At 64.5% G+C, this 3,000-nt stretch carries 3 protein-coding genes; 1 reads left to right on the forward strand and 2 read right to left on the reverse strand.

Annotated elements, in window-relative coordinates; genetic code table 11:
* Positions 1–38: 38 nt before the first annotated feature.
* Complete coding sequence (locus Q0O95_RS13865; RefSeq protein ID WP_293699895.1) at positions 39–311, forward strand: HTH domain-containing protein; 273 nt, start codon at positions 39–41, stop codon at positions 309–311.
* Positions 312–424: 113 nt separating this feature from the next.
* Here the strand turns inward: Q0O95_RS13865 and Q0O95_RS13870 are convergent, their stop codons facing one another.
* Positions 425–1,630, reverse strand: a complete 1,206-nt coding sequence (locus Q0O95_RS13870; RefSeq protein ID WP_293699898.1) for an amidohydrolase — start codon at positions 1,628–1,630, stop codon at positions 425–427.
* 74 nt (positions 1,631–1,704) lie between these two features.
* The coding region (locus tag Q0O95_RS13875) for a DUF3100 domain-containing protein (protein WP_293699901.1) at positions 1,705–3,000 on the reverse strand (1,296 nt) is incomplete at its 5' end.

Genomic DNA, 3,000 nt, shown 5'->3' on the forward strand with positions numbered 1-3,000 from the left:
CGTCGGGTAGAGCGCCAGCAACACATCGTTCAAGAGCTATGGGCCGTCGCATCCTCACGTGCGGGCAGCTGGCCGATGAGCTCGATGTCACCGAGGGCACCATGGCCGGCGAGATCGAGCGTCTGCGTCACTCCGAGGTGCCGATCACGGTGACCCCCGGCCGGGGAGGGGAGCGGCGATCGAGTCGTATCCTGGCCGCAAGGAGACGTCGTCGGAGCCTGGGGGTGCAGTGCGACGAGGGTTCTGATCGACCCCGCGAGAACCCCTCATCAACTGAAGAGCAGCACCGTTCCGTGACCCGTGACCCTTAAGGGCCCTCGCGGGCACGCTGGTCTGCGGACTGGTTGGCTTCGCAGCCCCAGCCCCAGGCGCAGCTGTGCTGGTCTGCAACGTGGATAGCGTTCGACGACAGCCGTGACGGGAGTCAACGCATCGGGAATTCGCCCGCGAGCTTGCCGGCTGCGGCAACGACCCTGCCGGATTTCAGCACCATCCAACGATCCGGGACCTTCGCAACGGCCTCGGCCGCCGAGCGGGCATCCACGATGCACAAGTCAGCCGCATGACCCGGCTGCAGACCGTAGCCCTCAATGCCGAGAACACGTGCAGCGTTCACGGTAACCGTATCGAGCGCTCGTTCGAGTTCCGCGTCCGCGCGCCCCTCATTCCTGTAGGCAAGAAGCATCGCCCTTCGCAGCATGTCGCCGTCGCCGAAGGGCCCCCAGAGGTCGTTGATGCCGTCGGTCCCGCCCGCAACAAGAACACCGGCTGCGGCGCACGCTTGCAGCGGCGGCACGGGGGAGTCGTACACTGCCGCGTTGACAAGAGATACACCGACTTCGGCGAATCGCTCGAGTAAACCCGACTGCGTCGGCGGGTGAACGATGCCGAAGGCATGCGAAATCGCTACCTGACCCTCAAGACCAAAGCCCTTGGTCATGTCGGCGATCAGGCCCATCTCCCATGCTCCGAGTGAGCCGCCGTCATGGAGGTGGATGTCGATCTTGGTGCCCGTGGACGCCGCGAGATCGAAGATGGCCTCCAGATGAGCGTTCGGGGCGTTGTCGAACCCGGCCGGGTCGAGGCCGCCAACTACCTCTGCTCCGGCTTCGACAGCATCCCGCAGCAACTCGAGCGTGCCGGGGTTCGTGATGAGACCTCCCTGCGGGAAAGCCACCTGCTGAATCTCGACGGCGTGAGCGTAGCGCTCGGCAACCTCGGCAACAGCCAAGATGCCGTGTAGCCCCACGCCCGGGTCCACATCGGTGTGCGTGCGAATATGCGTCGTCCCCGCCGCAATCATTGCCTCGACCAGGTTCGAAATGTACTGCTGCGACGGCAGCCCGTATTCGCCGCGCACCCGGCGCTCGTGGGCGATTCGCTCAGCGACAGACTCGGCTTGAATGGCCGAAACCCAGGGGCCGCCGAACAGCGTCTTGTCGATGTGGGCGTGGGCGTTCACAAGACCGGGCAGCACGACACGGCCAGCGGCATCGATCGTCTCGTGATCGAGCGTGCCCGAGCGGTCGACCACGGCATCCGTGATCGCGGCGATCTTGCCGTCTTCGAGGACGATATCTGCCAGCCGGTCTCTGCCGGGCAGCACCGCATTCAAGATTCTCTTCGTCATGGTTCTCCGTTCGAACGTCGTCCTAGCTGCAAGCGCGCGCGACTATGTTCGCGCGCCTCGCTGCCGCGTCGGCGTCACACGTTGATGAATATTTCCGCCAGCGACGCCGCCGCAATAATCGTGAAGCTGAAGGTGAGGATCGCAGCGACAACGACCTTCCAGCTCAACTGTGTGAACGCCTTACGGTCGCGGCCCATGTTCATACCGATAATGGCGAGGGCCGGCAGCCCGACCAGCAGCACATCGAGATCCTGGACCAGGTACGACACGGTGTCGGCGACCGGTGAGATCGGCGTGGTCACGAGCGCGGCAAACGTCAGCACCCACACCGTTGCGGGAATGGCCCGCACCTTCTTCGACAGGAAGATTGCCACCCAGGTCAGCGCAAGGCACACGGCCATGCCGCCGATATCGCGCAGATGGAACCCACCCGTACCGATCCAGTTGAACAGCAGCCCCGTCACACCGGCGAAAGGATACGCGATGACGGCCGGCCGCCAGCCCGTGGGTGTCGCGGGATCCTCAGCTGTCTGCGGAGGTGCTTCGTCGCTCTGCGACTTCCTGTCTTTCTTCTTGGCCAGTCGAACATCGAGCGCCGCATCGCCTTCGGGTACCTGACCCTTGGCGACCAGGCGTGCCTCCGCGATCTCGGCTGCGGGGCGACGGAAGACCCGGCACCAGAAGAGATACAGCTTGCGAGCGATGGGGAGCCCGACGAAAACACCCGCGTAGAAGCCGATAATGTTCGTCACCAGGTTCGAGATGCCGGCCAGCGCCATGATCTCTACCGCGAGATCCGGGTAGAGAATGCTGAGCGAGCCGACGCCGCCGAGCATCATCGAAGTCGAGCCGACGCCGAGAGCGAGAGCCAATGACAGCGGGCTGTACCAGTCGAGGCCGCCGAGCAGACTCGTGAGCAATGACATGAACACCGCGCCGAAAATAGAGCCGATAAGCCAGACGCCGAAAACGCCACGGTACTCAGGTGCTTTCGTACCGAAGCGGTCGATGGCATACGCGAGGTATGATTCGCGGTCGATGGACCAGGTGGCCCCGATCGCAGCCCGCCCCATGCCCATAAGCACCGCGATCGGCAGAGCGAGAATGATGGTGCCGAAGAGCTGGCCGACCTCCTGCATGACGAGCGCGGGCCCGATCTCTTCGACCATGCCCACCATCGGCCCGATGCCCGTACCGAGCAGTGCCAGGAAGACGACCATGCCGACCGGAATCAGCGCCTCACCCGCGGCGCGCGTTTGCCCGGTAACCGGGATGAAGCGCTGCAGCCCCACGGTCGCCCCGAGGATGACGACCAGCACGAACGGGAAGATGACAACGGATGCGGTGCCCAGCTCGAAGGTGTGCTCGCC

This window comes from uncultured Agrococcus sp. (assembly GCF_945915485.1).
Lineage (GTDB): Bacteria > Actinomycetota > Actinomycetes > Actinomycetales > Microbacteriaceae > Agrococcus.

Excerpts from the sequence above, each read along its gene's own strand:
- Q0O95_RS13865 (WP_293699895.1), top strand. The coding sequence starts at position 39 with ATGGGCCGTCGCATCCTCACGTGCGGGCAGCTGGCCGATGAGCTCGAT.
- Q0O95_RS13870 (WP_293699898.1), bottom strand. The coding sequence starts at position 1,630 with ATGACGAAGAGAATCTTGAATGCGGTGCTGCCCGGCAGAGACCGGCTG.